15 protein-coding genes are annotated in these 14,613 nt (G+C 42.6%); 2 read left to right on the plus strand and 13 right to left on the minus strand.

The annotated features are described in order from the left end of the window. Positions 1 to 27 precede the first annotated feature (27 nt). The 6 genes from Q7J41_RS01265 to Q7J41_RS01290 form a co-directional block, all read right to left on the minus strand. Entirely contained in the window at positions 28 to 774 is a 747-nt protein-coding gene (locus tag Q7J41_RS01265) for an AAA family ATPase (protein ID WP_304884479.1), read from the minus strand. A gap of 32 nt (positions 775 to 806) precedes the next feature. Then, on the minus strand, positions 807 to 1,514 hold the full coding sequence (locus Q7J41_RS01270; RefSeq protein WP_304884481.1) for a carboxylesterase: 708 nt from the start codon (positions 1,512 to 1,514) through the stop codon (positions 807 to 809). 37 nt (positions 1,515 to 1,551) lie between these two features. Next, on the minus strand, positions 1,552 to 1,998 hold the full coding sequence (locus Q7J41_RS01275; RefSeq protein WP_304884483.1) for a DUF6194 family protein: 447 nt from the start codon (positions 1,996 to 1,998) through the stop codon (positions 1,552 to 1,554). Positions 1,999 to 2,198: 200 nt separating this feature from the next. Next, the gene (locus Q7J41_RS01280) at positions 2,199 to 2,825 is read right to left on the minus strand and encodes a CatB-related O-acetyltransferase (protein WP_304884484.1); all 627 of its coding nucleotides are present in this window, start codon (positions 2,823 to 2,825) and stop codon (positions 2,199 to 2,201) included. A 143-nt stretch (positions 2,826 to 2,968) separates the two neighbouring features. Then, entirely contained in the window at positions 2,969 to 3,595 is a 627-nt protein-coding gene (locus Q7J41_RS01285) for a type 1 glutamine amidotransferase family protein (protein WP_304884486.1), read from the minus strand. A gap of 148 nt (positions 3,596 to 3,743) precedes the next feature. Then, complete coding sequence (locus Q7J41_RS01290) at positions 3,744 to 4,223, minus strand: cysteine hydrolase family protein (RefSeq protein WP_304884488.1); 480 nt, start codon at positions 4,221 to 4,223, stop codon at positions 3,744 to 3,746. A 120-nt stretch (positions 4,224 to 4,343) separates the two neighbouring features. Between Q7J41_RS01290 and Q7J41_RS01295 the strand changes: the two genes are divergently transcribed. Continuing rightward, positions 4,344 to 5,276: a YafY family protein gene (locus Q7J41_RS01295; protein WP_304884490.1), complete on the plus strand. Its 933-nt coding sequence runs from the start codon at positions 4,344 to 4,346 to the stop codon at positions 5,274 to 5,276. Positions 5,277 to 5,402: 126 nt separating this feature from the next. Here the strand turns inward: Q7J41_RS01295 and Q7J41_RS01300 are convergent, their stop codons facing one another. The 4 genes from Q7J41_RS01300 to Q7J41_RS01315 all read right to left on the minus strand — a co-directional run bounded on the left by Q7J41_RS01300 (position 5,403) and on the right by Q7J41_RS01315 (position 10,308). Then, the gene (locus tag Q7J41_RS01300; protein WP_304884492.1) at positions 5,403 to 7,814 is read right to left on the minus strand and encodes an FtsX-like permease family protein; all 2,412 of its coding nucleotides are present in this window, start codon (positions 7,812 to 7,814) and stop codon (positions 5,403 to 5,405) included. Continuing rightward, positions 7,811 to 8,479: an ABC transporter ATP-binding protein gene (locus tag Q7J41_RS01305; protein ID WP_304884494.1), complete on the minus strand. Its 669-nt coding sequence runs from the start codon at positions 8,477 to 8,479 to the stop codon at positions 7,811 to 7,813. Before Q7J41_RS01305 ends, Q7J41_RS01300 begins: the two co-directional genes overlap by 4 nt. 142 nt (positions 8,480 to 8,621) lie before the next feature. Further along, positions 8,622 to 9,635 (minus strand): HAMP domain-containing sensor histidine kinase, encoded by a 1,014-nt coding sequence (locus Q7J41_RS01310; protein WP_304884496.1) that lies wholly within the window; start codon positions 9,633 to 9,635, stop codon positions 8,622 to 8,624. Beyond that, positions 9,625 to 10,308, minus strand: a complete 684-nt coding sequence (locus Q7J41_RS01315) for a response regulator transcription factor (protein ID WP_304884639.1) — start codon at positions 10,306 to 10,308, stop codon at positions 9,625 to 9,627. The genes Q7J41_RS01310 and Q7J41_RS01315 overlap by 11 nt, the downstream gene beginning before the upstream one ends. A 312-nt stretch (positions 10,309 to 10,620) precedes the next feature. Here Q7J41_RS01315 and Q7J41_RS01320 point away from each other — a divergent pair, with 312 nt between their 5' ends. Then, complete coding sequence (locus Q7J41_RS01320) at positions 10,621 to 11,370, plus strand: response regulator transcription factor (protein ID WP_304884498.1); 750 nt, start codon at positions 10,621 to 10,623, stop codon at positions 11,368 to 11,370. 115 nt (positions 11,371 to 11,485) lie between these two features. Here the strand turns inward: Q7J41_RS01320 and Q7J41_RS01325 are convergent, their stop codons facing one another. The 3 genes from Q7J41_RS01325 to Q7J41_RS01335 all read right to left on the minus strand — a co-directional run bounded on the left by Q7J41_RS01325 (position 11,486) and on the right by Q7J41_RS01335 (position 14,582). Further along, complete coding sequence (locus Q7J41_RS01325; RefSeq protein WP_304884500.1) at positions 11,486 to 12,412, minus strand: SDR family NAD(P)-dependent oxidoreductase; 927 nt, start codon at positions 12,410 to 12,412, stop codon at positions 11,486 to 11,488. A gap of 124 nt (positions 12,413 to 12,536) precedes the next feature. After that, a complete protein-coding gene (locus Q7J41_RS01330; protein ID WP_304884503.1) occupies positions 12,537 to 13,445 on the minus strand; it encodes a 3-methyl-2-oxobutanoate hydroxymethyltransferase in 909 nt (302 codons plus the stop codon). 429 nt (positions 13,446 to 13,874) lie between these two features. After that, the gene (locus Q7J41_RS01335; RefSeq protein WP_304884505.1) at positions 13,875 to 14,582 is read right to left on the minus strand and encodes a transglutaminase family protein; all 708 of its coding nucleotides are present in this window, start codon (positions 14,580 to 14,582) and stop codon (positions 13,875 to 13,877) included. Between the last annotated feature and the right edge of the window lie 31 nt (positions 14,583 to 14,613).

Consider the following 14,613-nt stretch of genomic DNA (forward strand, 5'->3'; position numbering starts at 1 on the left):
TAATAATATCCCTTTGCCAAGGTTTTGTCAATCCTCTGCCAGCAGGTAATGCAGCATCTTTTCGGGATTCTCTAGGAATCGACGGGTCAGCTGATAATGTTCCGTTTCTCGATAATCTACCGATTGGATGCCCTCTTCGGACAACTGATATAGTTCTGCTTCCGGATAGGCCATCAGAATGGGCGAATGCGTGGCGATAATAAACTGGGAGTTCTGCCGTACCAGTTCGTTTATATGAACCAGCAGGGTCATCAGCCGACTGGGAGAAAGTGCGGCTTCAGGCTCATCCAGCAGATAAATTCCATTTCCGTTGAAGCGGTTTTCCACCAATGACAGGAAGCTCTCACCATGAGACTGGTTATGCAGTGACCGATCGCCGTATGCGGTTGGCAGCTGGTTCTGGAATTCCGCTTCATAAACCTCATCCAGATAACTGGCCGCATTGTAAAAACTTTCGGCCCTTAAAAAAAAGCCATCCTTGGGATAGGCTCTTCGCGAAAGAGTCAGGTGACGATGTAAATCAGAGTGGGTTGAGCTGGTAGAAAAGCTAAAATTGCGCGTACCACCTTCAGCATTAAAACCAAAGGCCACTGCGATCGCTTCCAGTAAAGTTGACTTTCCCGTGCCGTTTTCACCGACTAAAAAGGTCACTGCTTTGGGAAAATACAGCTCTTTCATCTGTGTCAGATGGTGTACCACCATCAAGTGGTGAAGATAAGAGGCTTCATCCACTGGTGAACTGAGTCGCACACTACTGATATAATTTTGTTCCATCTTAGGCTCCTTCCAATTTGGCTGAATTTGATTTAAACAATGATATGGTTTTCTATCCAGCGCCTAAAAAATCCCAATTGTTCTTCCGTATGAAAGTAATGTTCGCCATGTTCCATTACGGTTAGATCACAATTAAATTGCTGTGCGAAGTTTGAAACCGTATCGAATTCACATAAATCATCGTCCGAGCCATAAAGAATTGCAGTCGGTTTATCCCAGAAATTAATGGGATGTTCCTTAACATAGCAATAATAATCCCAATATAACACCTGTCCGATCGGGGTTGAAACTTCTTTTTCAGCTTGTAACTGTGTCTCGCTGATGCTAAACCACGACATCATATTATTGATAATTCGCTCCATATCGACAACTGGTGACAGGAATAGGCACTGCTTCAAATCAACATCCTTGTATGCAAGAAAACTAAAATATGCACCCATGCTACAAGCAAACAAACTGATCTCATTCCATTTTGTTTTTGCATATTCCATAATGGCAGAAAGATCTTTTACGCAATATTGAACCTTGCATGGCGTTGGATCATTGCGACGTTCACCATGCTCAGGCAGATCAAAGCTAAGCACCTGATATCCTAATTGTGTTAGTTTTTCTGCCAATATCACAATTGTATCATCGGATTTGCTTGACATATTTCCGTGTACAGCGATAAATACTTTAGGGGAATTCTCGCCCCAAATAATCGCTGGAATACCATCTATTGTTAATTTTTGTTTTATCATTTTCCCTCCATTCATGTCTCTTTATTAAATCGGATATTCATTTTCTCTTTTTAAATTTTTCCATAGCAAACGCATAGGATTCGTCAATCAGCGGTTTTAATTTCTCAAAGGTATCCTCTGATGGGTTCAAAATGCTGATCCATCCCATCCAGGCATATACAGGATGTGGTAAAATCGTATCCAATAAGGTAAAATCATATTCCATCCTAACAACCTCACCGGCTGCTGGGCGGGCCGGGTTACTCCCAAACAATTCTGAAAATGTTTGTTTTCGCAATCCCATATTCGTTCTAAAAATCCCTTCTCGGTTCAGATTGGAGCCTTTATCGTTGGCACCATCTTTTTCTTTCACAGTCAACACATAAACGCCACGCTTCAAGGCATGATCGGGGTTATAAAATATTCCTTTTTCACCCCAGCTCTCTACCAAAACAGTATCGGATAAATACTCCGTGCAATAGTTTAATATCTGATTTGCTTTCATCAAAACTTCACCTCGTCTTCTAACATTTACTCAAATGCTACGCTGTTCTCAATGTTAATATTACCCCAACTATGTCTGCTTTTAAAACCATTATACCTCTTAGTTTCGCTCATTTAAACAAAACCTTCTATTCAACAATAAAAAACGAGGCCTCAAGATTTGTTATCTCAATACCTCGCCATTTTTTTTCGCAACACTTTTTATAATCGACCGATATTCCCACACATAATATCATTTAATTTTCCACGCAGTTGATCTTTATTCCAGTCCCACCAACAAAGCGACTGCAATTTTTCAATTGTTTTATCGTCGAATCGTTTTTTAATCGGCTTTGCGGGTACTCCGCCAATGATTGTGTAGGACTCAACATCCTTTGTGACAACGGCTCTAGTTCCGATGATTGCCCCATTGCCAATCTGAACCCCCGACATAATAACGGCTTCATAGCCAATCCAGACATCATTTCCAATCACAATATCACCCTTTTTATCCCAGGCCTGAGTAACATCTTTCTGCTCAAGGCCATATTCTTCCCAAAATAACGGAAATGAATAAGTCGATAACGACTTCAAGGTATGATTGGCACTGGTAAAAATGAACTTTGCACCACAGGCAATGGAACAGAATTTACCAATAATCAATTGATCCTGATTGATGGGATAATGATATAACACATTATTTTTTTCAAAATCAATGGGATTATTTACAAAATCGTTATAGATGGTATAGTCGCCAACCTTAATATTGGGATTGTTAATAACAGTATTTAGATAAATGGTCTGGGTATCACCAGTCCGAGGGTATGTTTTTTCTTCCGGAATAGACATTTCAAATCCTCCTAAATAGTTTAATTATCTTTCAGATCTATTCCAGTAATTACAATACAGCATTTCATTGCTTTCCCACCTTTTCTATTCCATTTTAATTTAACCAAAGATGACATGATGTCTTTTTTCTAAAGCACTCTTCGCTATTGTATCGAGTTCATTAACGCATGAAAATACTCCGATTCATGCGTTTTATAAAGCGGATACCAAGCCTCTAATGTTTCTGGCGAAAAGACCGCCAAAGCTTTCAGAACTTCCACCGTAAATTCCAATGGTGCAACCCCGGTCGCTGTGATTAAGTTTCCATCCGTAACCGCTGGGTCATTTTTGTAATATGCTTCACCTTGATAATCCGGACAGACCATTTTGAGATATCCCAGATCATTGCTTGTATGGTATCTGGAATCCAGCAACCCATTCTTGGCAAGTCCCATTGTCGCACCACAGATGGCCGCCACAATCATGTTTTCTTTAATACCCTGCTCGGCTATATTGATGATCGGTTCGTGGATTGCCTCTAACCAGGTATCTCCGCCGGGTAAAATCAGAGCATCTGCGCTTTTTAAATCGCACTCGGCCACACTGATATCCGGTAATATTTTCAAACCGCCCATGGTCGTAACTGGTGTCGCATCAACGCCTACGGTTACTACTTTGCATGGCGTTATCCCCTTCTTAAAAAATCTGCCGGAATTAAGTTCTGCCGTTAAATATCCAATTTCCCAATCTGCCATGGTATCACAGACATAAAGATATATCGTTCTAATCATCTTAAATTTCTCCTCTTAATAATCTTCTCATCTTATCATGATTTTCTTTTATTATTTCTTCGTACCACCAAATAATTGCCGCAACGCATAGAACCAAACTAATCACAACCGCTATTATTGTCCCCTAAAGCCCGTTTCTGTTTTGTAATCATTCCTTCAAACAAATAATTTCACTACCTTTACTTTCATAATAACGTAACATTTCGTCAATTTTCCTTTTATCATAACTGGTAACGCAATCGGATAGGACATTAACGCCATAATTTGCTTTGCGTAAGTTGTAACAGGTTGATTTGACACAAGCAACAGCATCTGCTCCTGCTATGTAGAAATCACATATTTCATTTTTACTAATAAAGTCGGTAAATTCTTCACAGCTTAATGCGTTTCCTTTGTATTTTGTAAAAACATTTTTTGATACTATTTTCAAGTCTGAAGCTAATTCAGACCCATATGTATCGGGTTTAAAAGTCCTCGTGCCGGCTGATAAATTTTCATGCCTGATATAAATAACACGAATATTATGATTGACTGCCCAATCAATCGCTTTATTGATATTGCCAATAACATCCTTGTAATTCTTTGTTATGTCATTTTGAATATCGATTATTACTAAGGCTTTTTTCATAGTGTTTCCTCCTGATCGGTCGATTGATTTGGTTACTTTTTTATTATACCTTGCAATTGTTGACAGCAGTATGGCAACAATCTATAATGATAATAATAAATTTTGGAAGGCGGCTGACAGATGAAAGTTGACAGGCTTGTTAGCATTATTATGATACTCCTTGATAAAAAGCGTATCGGCGCACAGGAGTTAGCCGATCTGTTTGAAGTTTCACCCCGTACAATCTACCGCGACATAGACACGATCAACATGGCGGGTATTCCGGTTCGCGGGGCATCGGGAGTGGGCGGCGGCTTTGAAATCATGCAGCAATACAAGATTGATAAAAATGTTTTTTCGACTGCCGACCTTTCTGCTATCTTGATGGGGCTTTCCAGTCTTTCCAACATGATACGAGGTGATGAACTGGTAAACGCCCTTGCGAAAGTCAAGAGTTTTATCCCTGCCGACAGAGCCAAAGACATTGACTTAAAAGCAAATCAAATCGCTATCGATTTAAGTCCGTGGATGAGCAACCAGAACATACAACCCTATTTAGAAATGATCAAAACAGCTTTACAGGAAAGCAAGCTACTTTCCTTTGAATATTCAGACCGCTACGGAAATAAAACCGCACGAACAGCCGAGCCGTATCAGCTTTTATTGAAAAGCAGTCATTGGTACTTACAAGGGTATTGCCATAAAAGAAATGATTTTCGCTTATTTAAACTATCCCGCACATCAAACCTACAAATACAAGCAGAATTTTTTACGCCACGAGATTATCAAAAACCGCAGTTAGATTTTACTGATATTTTGGCAACGATGCAAACAAAAATCAAAATTCGCATCCACAAATCTGTCATGGACAGGGTCCTTGATTATTGCACTTATGAACACTTTTCGCCAGACGGTGAGGAACATTACATTGTTAGTTTTCCTTTCATTGAGAACGAATACCACTACAATATTCTTTTCAGTTTTGGGGATAAATGCGAGTGTTTAGAGCCGTTACATATCCGCACAGAAATGAAGCGTAGAATACATGATATCGCTGCCCTATACGAAAGTTAATACTTCTTAAAGTATTTTAATTAATGTCCCGCAATGCTGGCTGATATCTGTAATAAGCAAACTAACGGGGCCAGAGCTTTAAAAATATGCCCTGACCCCGTTATTATTCTTTTTATGAAGATTTTTTTATTCCATCGCCCGCAATCGTTCAACCAAGGAATTGTTTTGAAAAGAGCGTACTGAAACACCCGAAACCAGAACCGGCACCAGCAATGTGACCAGAAGGTATGCTAGAAAATACCAAATCGGAAAGCGATAGTGCATATAGGTTGCGCCAAGTTCCCGCAGCAGATGGACCAGCAGGTATCCCATCCCGGTACCCACTATCAAGGTAATAACCAGATTCCCCAACGCCAGAATTAATCCCTCGCCCTGAACCATCTTCATCAATTGGCCACTCGTCATTCCGATTGATTGCAGCATTGAAAACTCCTGTCGACGCGAAATAATATTGGTCATCAGCGTGTTGATCAGATTGATCAGACTAAAGGCGATAATAAAAATTGACAGCCCCAGAATCACTCGATTGATCAGAGTGAACGATATCTTATCGGCAATCAGCTCTTCTCTAAGCGTATCCATTGCCAGGAGCGGATTTTCGTTGACCAGATTTTGTATCTGCGGCTCAATCTCAGCCCCTCTCAATTCTAAATCATCAACCGAGACCACCAGCGTTTCAGTGGTGTCAACCCCAGGAAATAAGAGATCCAGCTTTTCCCGGGGAATGAGAAACCAGCCGGAATTATAAGTTACTTCGCTATAAGTATCGATGGCGCCGACCACCTTAAAATTTTTCTCTACTTCCTCGGTGCCGTTGAAATAATGGAGGGTGACAGTGTCGCCCATTTCAAATTTCCAGCCAAATATTTCCTCCGCCACGCCATTAAGAACAATCAGCAGTTCGTCATTGGCAATCATTTCGTCATAATCAAAGTTGCCTTCTTCTAAGACATTTCTAACATTTTCCTGATCTTCCCGGGTAAATGGAGCCAGGCTGTCCTGATTGTTGACTTGATCCTTGTAATCGTAATTGACTTGGGCTTTATGATAACTTTGTACCGCTTTGACGCCGTCAATTTCTTTAATGCTTTCAATAAATTCGGGATTCAGAGGATTGTTCAGCTGAATCCCGACATTGCCGTTCTCCATCGTTTGTGAGGCATTATAGTCATAGGCGATGATGTATTCACCCCATTGATAAAAGCCCTGTCGGGAATAATCCTCCGCTGTCATGGAGCCGATAAATGTCGCTCCGGAGAGAAAAATAACCCCGCCAACGCCCAGGGAAATCATCGTCAATAGTGTTTTTTTGCGATTCCTTTCGGCACTCATCATTGCCAGATGCAACGGCGTCATTTTCCGTTTGATGCTTTTAGATTCTTTTTTTCGACTCTGGCGGTACTGTGAAAAAAGCGATGCCTCAATCGACGTAACAGAGGCTGCCAGTTTTGCCGGTTTTCGGATAGAAATCAACACAGTGATCAGATCGGCCAGCAGGATGATCAAACTGACAATCAGGGTGCTTTCCCAGTCCCAGCCGCCCGGCTTGATATAATAAGCGATCGGCCAGGCAATCAGAAAGCCTGCCATCGACCCGATCAGGCAGAGCAAAACCCCTTCCCGTCTGACTAAGGCCCTAATCTGTTTTTTGGTTGCTCCCAGTGTTCGCAGTTGCCCAAACTGCCGGATTCTGCCGACCACCGAAAGATAGAAGACACTGTAGATAACCAATACACTAACCAGCAGGATGCCGATACCAACGCCGACAGCTACCCCAACATTCATGGCCGACATCGTCAGCGAATTGGAAAAATAGTTGTTTTCATTGATGTTTTTTCGTTCGATTCCGGCCTCTGCACCAATGCTACGAATGGTATCCAGAAACTCCTGCTCAGACATACCCTCGGCCCCCTGAATTCGACAAAGTGCATGATAGGCGACATCCTTTAATTGTGGTCCATTCTCGGCATATTCCCGGGAAAAGATTAGCGGATAGACCTTGGTAACCTCCGCTTCTTCTAAAAATCCGCAAACGATAAAGGTTTCGGTTTCCCCATCCAGAAAGGTCAGAGAAACCGTCTCCCCGATCGTGGCCGGCACGCCCAGTACCTTCATCAAGGATTTGTTAACCGCAATTTCATTGAATTGATGGGGATAGCTGCCTTCGATAACCGCAGTTGTTTTAATCGGCGCCGTTATTTCCTCATAATAAACTGGCTGGATCATTTCTCCATTTAGTTCAAAGCCCTGACCCAATTTATCCAGAGTCATAAATTCAACCTGTTCTTCGCTCTCCAGCGCGGCAATCTGGGCCGCATTTACATTCATATAGGTGACATGCTGCATCATCGCTACCTGTCTTTTTAGTTCAATACCCTGGGCCGAGGTGAACAATGCCATCACCCCCAGCAAACTGACGGACAGGGCAATGGTTATGAGGATAAAGAGATTTCTTGTTTTACTGGTTTTGATACTGCGCATGGCAAGATGACGAATAATGGCCTGATTGTTGTTTATGATTTTTTTTGCCGTTTTCATCGTTTTACGATCTTTCCATCCTCAATGCGAATGATGCGGTCCGCAAGTTGAGCGATTTCAGTGTTATGGGTGATCATCACCAGCGTCTGGCCGAATTTTTTGATGCTCATTTTTAAAAGACCCAGCACTTCCTGACTGGTTTTACTGTCTAAATTTCCCGTCGGCTCATCCGCCAGCACAATCGCCGGCTTTGATGCTAAGGCCCTCGCCAGGGCGACCCGCTGTTGCTGTCCCCCGGAGAGATTATTGGGGAAGCGCTGCGTCATCGTCTGTAAGTGCAGCAGCTCAATAATTGCACGGATATAGTTGCGGTCCGGCTTGTTGCCATCGAGTTCCAGGGGCAAGACAATATTCTCGTAGACGTTCAGCATCGAGACCAGATTGTAGTTTTGAAACACAAAGCCAATCTGTCGCCGCCGAAAGATAGTCAGCTGCTCATCGGACATCTGCGAAATTTCTTTACCGCCTATCGTTACATTTCCAGCGGTGGGAACGTCCAGTCCGCCCAACATATGGAGCAGTGTCGATTTTCCGCTGCCCGATGTCCCGACAATCGCTAAAAACTCGCCTTTCTCAACTGCGAGTTCGATACCATCAAGGGCTTTGACGCAATTTTCTTCTTTTCCGTAATATTTTTTTAAATTTTTCGTTTCCAGTATTTTCATCAAATTGATTCCTCCTGTTTGCGCCAGTATAGCAAGACAAACTAACCAAAATATAACAGTTCTCATGAAATGAATACGAAATTAACTAAAAAAGAGCATCAATTCTAACAAGCCGGTTAGGATTAACGCTACTTTGACAATTTTAAAAAGCATTGGGCAAAAAAATAGAAAAGGTTGAGCCCTCGCCGATAACAGAGCGCACCATCATATAGCCGTTCTGCTTCTGTATGATTTCACGGGCCAGATAAAGACCGATTCCAATTCCCTCAATCTCCAGATTTGCTTGCTCCCGGTAAAATCGCTGAAAGATCTTCCCATAATGCGCTTCGGGAATCCCTTTGCCCTGATCGGTGATAGTGATTCGGGTATACATTTCGCATCGTTTGACCTCAACGGTGATGAAACTGTGATCCGGTGAGTACTTCACCGCATTCTCCAGCACATTGAACAAGGCTTCCGCCGTCCATTTTAAATCATGGTTTAAGCGGTATTCCTCTGGACAATTAACGGTGATCTGGATCTGCTTTTTTTCGGCCGGAACGGTTATATCCGACAAGGCTGCTGCCAGCGTATCAAACAAATTTTCTGGCTGCCTTTTAAGTTGAATCAGGCCCGCTTCCAATCGTGACGCTTTTACCATGAAGGATAGTAAAAATTCCAGCTTTTCAAGCTGAGTTCCCATTAATTTGAGCAGTTCATTTCTGGTCTGCTCCGGCAGATCGCGATCCTGGATGGTTTCGTGCAGCATTTTTAAATTGGTCATTGGCGTTTTTACCTGATGCGATATATCCGAAATAAAACCCTCCAGCACCTTTTTTTCAGTGGTTGATTTTTCTGTCGCTATTTTTAATACGTCGGCGATGCGGACAATTTTCTGGTTAATCTTTGAAATCAGTGTTTCATCCAATAAATCCAGGGCATTGACGTTTTGATAATCATCATTAAACAGCAACTCCAGATTTTCGCTGATGTCATCCGTGATTGCGCTAATGATCTTTTCATCTCTGCGTTTCACAAAATAGCCGTTCAAAATAAAAAACAGACAGAGTAGCGCCGAAACTGCGGTTGCCAGGGGATGATGGAATAGCAAAAATATAAAACCACAGTAAGCAACGCTTAGCAAGATTGCCACGCCCCCCCAAAGCTTATTTCTCATCGGGCACCCCCATCCATTGATAACCCATCCCATAAATGGTTTTGAGATGTTTTTTGTCCCTGGTGTCAATCTTTGATCTGATCCGGCTGATCATCATGGTCAGAGCATTTTCATCGACAAAGTTCTCGTTGCAATCCCACAATTTTTCCAGTAGCAGCCGTCTTGTCAGCACCGTCTGGCTGTTTTTGATAAAAATGTCAAGCAGCTTGTATTCGTTGCTGCTAAGCTCGATGGCGTTTCCACCAAGACTGGCTTTTCGCTCTGAGAAATCAATGATCAGATTGCCGTCGTTATAAATATGCTTCTCAACACTACCGCCATTTCTTTTGATAATCACGGCGATCTTTTTCAGCATGACGCTAATCAAAAACGGCTTGGTGATGTAATCTTCGGCCCCCAGTTCAAACCCCTTTAAAATATCACTTTCGAGATCATTGGCGGTTAAAAAAATAATTGGTGTATCGATTTGGTCACGCCATTTTCTACATAAATCAAAACCATTGCCATCGGGCAGATTCACGTCTAAAACGATCAGATCAACCTGACTCAGCTCCAGCGTGCTGTCAGCTTCTTTAAAATTGTAGGTCGAAGTCACCTGATATCCCGCTGAAATAAGATTATAGGCCAAGGTGTGATTCAACACCTTGTCATCTTCGACAATCAATACCTTCATCATACCATTCCCATCCTTTTAGTGTATTCGTATTTAGTGCATTCGCCATTATTGGTCTGCGCCCTGATCATTTTTCCTGGTTATTTTATCAGTGCCGCTCGCTTTAAGCTATCATTTTCCGGTTTCAGTTGCAAGCGTTTTTTCGGCCTGCTTTTTATAGTGACTTGAATCATCAATTTTTCATAAATCTTTCTCACTCATTGATCCAACTTGACTTTATTACATTTTACCATTAAAATTCAACTATCCAAATGATAAAAGAAATGGCAGTGGGAAAGGGATATTCCTGACACAAATATGGAAGGAATGAAGATGAACACGAATGTAAATATCCCCTGGCAAAAAATTTATGAGTTTACTCTGACCTGCGGAAATATGCATGACCTGAAAGCCTTTTGCGCCGAAATTTTGGCCGGCCTTGGCAATCTATGCGACTTCGATCAGTCCCTTGTCTATTTTCTCGATGGCAATGGCAAGGTGTGTAATCAGTATCTCCACAATATTGACAAACAATGGAGTACCATGTACCTCGAATACTACTCAAAAAGTAAGACCGGCTATTATAGCCTGGTGAAAAATTTACGCGAAAACCCTGCTAAACCAACCATCAATATCCGAGCCTGGAAAAAAGAACCACCCACCGAGTTTGTTTCTAATTATATTCCTCCCCGGGGGGTTAAATACTCTCTTGGTTTTGCGCTGTTTGATCTAAACGGCAAGCCGCGAACCTTGTTTGCCCTGGACAAAACAAAAGATGAAAACTTTACCGAGACCGAGTTTATGACCCTGTCCCTGGCGGTTCCACAGTTAAACAATCTGCATAAGAATTTTTTCACGCAGCAGACAAGCCGACAAGCTGTTGATCAGATTTCCTGGGAAACCACAAACCTGACCTCCCGCGAGATCGAAATTGCCAATCTGCTGTGCCAGGGGATTTCGCCAGCGGTCATCAGTCAATCGCTTTACATCTCCCAGTCCACTACCAATAAACATATCGCTCATATCTATGAAAAGATGCATGTTTCCAACCTCCAGGAACTGCTCGTCCGGTTACTGGCTTAAGTAGAACAATTATATCGCTAAATAAAATCCCCCTGGAGTAGTCGCCTTTGGGAGGCGCATCTACTCAGGGGGATCAAATCCGCAATCTATTCAATTATTGATTGACCTGATTTGGTCAGTCCGCTTTCGGCCCCGGAATACAGCCGGCAACGGTGTAACTCCATGGCCTCGCCTGATAACTGAGCAGTGAGCCACCATCCACATCAATGGTCTCACCAACGATGAAGTCCGACATCGCAGTACACATCGCCAATACCACCAGCGCCACCTCGTCAGGATTCATGACCATCGGTGTCTCGCGACCGTATTTGCCGCGTTCCTCAGCAAACTCCGGTCCATACAGACCAACTGCTTCCGCAGCATTAGTCAGGGCTCCGGCTGTCAGCATCCCACCAGGTGCGACACAGTTGACACTGATGCCGTATTGGCGCAATTCTTTCGCAATTCCCTTTGTCATACTGACAATCGCCCCCTTGGCTGCATTATAGTGGGTCATCGTACCCAATTTAGCGGCGTCAGAGCCTTTATGAGCAACTGACGAAATGAACACAATTTTTCCCTTGGTCTTTTGCGCAACCATCACCCGGGCAGCCGCCTGGGCAATAAAATATTCGCCCTTTAAATCGGTGTTGATCACCGTGTCAAAAGCCTCTTCTGGCATATCCAGAAACGAATACATTGACCATACTGCGGCATTGGCCACGACAATATCAACGCCGCCGTATTGTGCCACCGCATAATCAACTGCGGCATAACAGTCAGACACCTTGTTAACATCGGTCTGGAACCACTTTACTTCAAAATCTCTGGCCCGAAAATCAGCCTCGGCCTTCATCCCGGTCATTTCTTTTCGCGATGCAATGACCACCCGCACGCCGGCCTCGGCTAAACGGTTTACGACGTTATAACCCAACCCAGTGGCGCCACCGGTTACGATTGCCACCTTACCCGCCAGATCCTTGCCGAACACTTCCGGTAGACTACGAATTTGCTGGGTACTTTTTTCCGCCATTGCTAAGATTGTATTGGCATCCATTTTCATAAAATCGTCTCCCCTAACTTATCACATAAAATTATTTTCACTTTTGTTTAGTTGGCGTATGAACCAGTCACACTTAACTCAGTTCATCCGCCCGTCTTGCTCTTTCTGAAAATTACCGTCTTGGCTATCTTACCGTGTACTTTTGTTCCAACTGGTTCAGGAATTTGTCAAGTTCCTGCGCATCCATGTGGAAGCCGTGCTTATCTTCGGGATATACACCAGTCCGAACATCATTAGCCCAGCCACTGTATGCGGTTGCAGCCCACTTAAAGAAATCACCATAGGCCTTGGCATGAGCAGCCGCTGATGGCATCATGTTGAAGGTATCAAAGTCAACCATTTCGGAACCGTCAGCGTCACCACCGGCACAAATGGCAACCACTGGTACACTCAGTTTCCTGGCGATGGCGTTGGTAACTTCGATCGGGGTCAGTTCAATGGTCATGCCCATCATCCCATTTTCCTGATACTCATAAGCCATTCGGAAAACATCCATGGCATCTTCTGCAGTTTTACCCAGACGCTTGTAGCCACCATGCCGACTGGTCTGCCAGCCCGACAGCGCCCCGACGTGACCGAATACAACCAGATGGTTATCGGCCATATACTTCAGAGTCTCGTTACTGACACCCATCGGGAGCAGGGAGTCAGCGCCATTGGCCATGTACAGGGAGCCGTTTTTTAAAGCCTCTTCTTTAGAGCAGTAGGTCGGGGTCTGCATATAGAAGTTAAGATGGATCAGCTGCGCCGCACTGCGGACGTCGCGAATCCGCCAGCTGGCGTTGGCAATCTGCATCTCGGTGTTCTCACCGGGAGTCGTCAGGCGACAGATGTCACAGTCAGCCATTTCAGCGGCCATCACAAAATACTTGTCGCGGTCGGCTGGGCACATCTGCACAATCTTCTCGCCATTATCCTTCTTCTCCTGAAGATAAGCGATTGATTTTCGGCCTTTTTTCATCTTGGATGCTTTAACACCTTGTTTTTCTTCTTTACTGATTTCGACTTCGTTGTTTCCCTTTTCTGTTGACATATGAAATCCTCCTTTTATTTTGGGTCATTGCCCATCATTCCAAACACGTCCGAACTCCACATCCTTTTCAGATGGCTGGTGCCGGTTTGTAACACGATCGCAATTTTGTTAGTTGAGCGTGTAATCCTTTTCATGTTTTGCTTGAGTTAACTATATCAAAAAGAGTTTTATCGAGTAATTAGTAATTTTATGTATTAAATATTATCGATTTTACCCATTTTACGGACAATAAAAAAATGATATAATATCTAATTCTCAATATTATATCACTTGAATTACATTACATCGTATTATAAACAATATCCGGGGGTGAGAGGTTCCGAGAAGAACATCCGGTTTTTTTTATTTCCGCATAAAAAAATCTGCAGACCAAGACAAAAATCGGGAAATAGTCAGACCTATTATTTCCGTGATTCCATTTTTACTTGTTTAATTGCTATTTCTAATCTTCCTGACATTATTATTCATTAAATGTCTTCCCAGATTTTTATAGATGAATTTTTTTATTTCAGACATTTCCTGACGATGTTCCTTGAGCAAATCATCGGGATTATCATAAACGCCAAAATCCTGAGTTATACCTTCACTTTGGATGTAGGTGTTGTTCTTGTTCCAATCAATAATTGGATGTTGAAAGTCTTTTACTGCCACCCCATATCCACAAAAAGGGCCCGTACATTCACTGTTAATTTTCTGCAATTTCTCCAGGTACTTTTTATCCAGAATAAATCCCTCTAACTCACACCAATTGTTTTCATATAATACTTCAACCCAGCTATGAAATACATTCTTTGGTGCATTTTTGTAGACAATTCCCGTCATCGCGCCTTTTTGCAACTTTTTATCAATCGTAAACCCATGAACTCGACACGGTATTCCAACTGCTCTTAACAGGGCCATAAAAAGTGTTCCTTTCGTGTTGCATTGCCCATATCCATCTGAGAGGACTTTTGATGCCGGGATGTTGTCGTCCACATTATAGCCAAACATTATTTCATCCCTAACATAATTATAAATTGCCTTTATCTGTTGATCGTCTTCAAGATTTTCCCATTTCCTAATTTTTATTAAATCCTGGATTCTTTGATGAGAATAATCTAATAGTTTTGTTTCATCTAAATATCTATTGCTTTCCATTGATATCATCTCCCTAATCAAAAGCTGAATT

This window comes from Acetobacterium sp. (assembly GCF_030652775.1).
Classification (GTDB): Bacteria; Bacillota; Clostridia; order Eubacteriales; family Eubacteriaceae; genus Acetobacterium.

Excerpts from the sequence above, each read along its gene's own strand:
- Q7J41_RS01275 (WP_304884483.1), bottom strand. The coding sequence starts at position 1,998 with ATGAAAGCAAATCAGATATTAAACTATTGCACGGAGTATTTATCCGAT.
- Q7J41_RS01320 (WP_304884498.1), top strand. The coding sequence starts at position 10,621 with ATGAACACGAATGTAAATATCCCCTGGCAAAAAATTTATGAGTTTACT.
- Q7J41_RS01325 (WP_304884500.1), bottom strand. The coding sequence starts at position 12,412 with ATGAAAATGGATGCCAATACAATCTTAGCAATGGCGGAAAAAAGTACC.
- Q7J41_RS01300 (WP_304884492.1), bottom strand. The coding sequence starts at position 7,814 with ATGAAAACGGCAAAAAAAATCATAAACAACAATCAGGCCATTATTCGT.
- Q7J41_RS01335 (WP_304884505.1), bottom strand. The coding sequence starts at position 14,582 with ATGGAAAGCAATAGATATTTAGATGAAACAAAACTATTAGATTATTCT.
- Q7J41_RS01270 (WP_304884481.1), bottom strand. The coding sequence starts at position 1,514 with ATGATAAAACAAAAATTAACAATAGATGGTATTCCAGCGATTATTTGG.
- Q7J41_RS01330 (WP_304884503.1), bottom strand. The coding sequence starts at position 13,445 with ATGTCAACAGAAAAGGGAAACAACGAAGTCGAAATCAGTAAAGAAGAA.
- Q7J41_RS01315 (WP_304884639.1), bottom strand. The coding sequence starts at position 10,308 with ATGAAGGTATTGATTGTCGAAGATGACAAGGTGTTGAATCACACCTTG.
- Q7J41_RS01305 (WP_304884494.1), bottom strand. The coding sequence starts at position 8,479 with ATGAAAATACTGGAAACGAAAAATTTAAAAAAATATTACGGAAAAGAA.
- Q7J41_RS01285 (WP_304884486.1), bottom strand. The coding sequence starts at position 3,595 with ATGATTAGAACGATATATCTTTATGTCTGTGATACCATGGCAGATTGG.
- Q7J41_RS01295 (WP_304884490.1), top strand. The coding sequence starts at position 4,344 with ATGAAAGTTGACAGGCTTGTTAGCATTATTATGATACTCCTTGATAAA.
- Q7J41_RS01310 (WP_304884496.1), bottom strand. The coding sequence starts at position 9,635 with ATGAGAAATAAGCTTTGGGGGGGCGTGGCAATCTTGCTAAGCGTTGCT.
- Q7J41_RS01265 (WP_304884479.1), bottom strand. The coding sequence starts at position 774 with ATGGAACAAAATTATATCAGTAGTGTGCGACTCAGTTCACCAGTGGAT.
- Q7J41_RS01290 (WP_304884488.1), bottom strand. The coding sequence starts at position 4,223 with ATGAAAAAAGCCTTAGTAATAATCGATATTCAAAATGACATAACAAAG.
- Q7J41_RS01280 (WP_304884484.1), bottom strand. The coding sequence starts at position 2,825 with ATGTCTATTCCGGAAGAAAAAACATACCCTCGGACTGGTGATACCCAG.